Annotated in this window: 1 protein-coding gene; it reads right to left on the bottom strand. The window is 46.5% G+C overall.

All coding sequences use genetic code 11. The features are described from left to right. Positions 1–102: 102 nt before the first annotated feature. A partial coding sequence (locus A3729_RS21580) for a glycosyl transferase family protein (RefSeq protein WP_068634262.1) occupies positions 103–1,057 on the bottom strand: 955 nt, incomplete at its 5' end.

Below are 1,057 nucleotides of genomic sequence, written 5' to 3'. Positions count from 1 at the left end.
TGTCGCGCAAGTAAGGCAGCCTATATATAAAGATGCCAAGCGAGCATCGGCGCCGTATGAAAAATATTTGGCGCCTTTGATAGAGGTTTTACAGAACGTAGATTAGATCAAGTCTAATTTGCGTTCACTCCAAAGTTTCTCGGCAAATGCGAAGGCGTCCTTCTGTGAGAACTCTGGTTTTAAAGATTTTAAGGCGAGGGCTGTTGTACCGATAATGGCACCTAAGGCATATTCGTCTTCTTGCTCACCACGCCAAACTTGCTTAAGGTAGTTAACCGTTAAATCCTGCCCTTTAACGTGTCTTCGCTCAAATTGAGAAGGCCACTCTTCTTCAGTAAGCTCTCCCTTAATCGCTGACTTTACGACCATGGCATTATCAGGATTTCGCTCAATCTCTCCGCCTTCACCTTTTATTACTGAAAGTGATCGGTACCCTAGTAGTGCTCCAGCCTCTTGATGAAGGCCGCTATAGGGGGGGTGGAATATTCCTTGGAGTACGCTATCTGCGTTCAAGGGATTGATCAGTCGCGATAAAGAATGAACAGGGGAACGCAGCCCCATCAAGTGACGCATATTGATCATTTCGGCCAAGCGTGGGCTAATCGCATCGAGTGGCAGGTAAGCAAAGCTTCTAACATTCATACTGTCTGCAACTTCTTCCCATGAGCGTGAGACTGGTATTCCTAGTTCATTAAGAATATTTTCAGTATACAGGCGGTTTGCAGTATGACCACTTGCGCCGTGAATCATGACTCGATAACCGGCTTGAGCCAGCAAGAAAATTGCTGGCAGGTACCAAGGTAGGTGGCGTCGTTTTCCGGCATAGGATGACCAGTCAAGATCGGCCGCGATTGCGGGGGTATTAAGTTGCTCTTTAACGGCCTTTACAAAGCCGCTGAGCTCTTCAGCAGATTCTTCTTTAACGCGTAATAGCATAAGGAAGGCGCCCAGCTGCACGTCTTCGACTTCTCCCTTTAATATCATGTTCATTGCTTCAAAAGCTTCTTGTTCAGTAAGGGAACGGCTGCCTTTTTTACCTTTGCCCAGTATTCTTACA

The sequence above is a fragment of the Oleiphilus sp. HI0043 genome (assembly GCF_001634935.1).
This window is presented reverse-complemented; position numbering and strand designations above follow the sequence as displayed.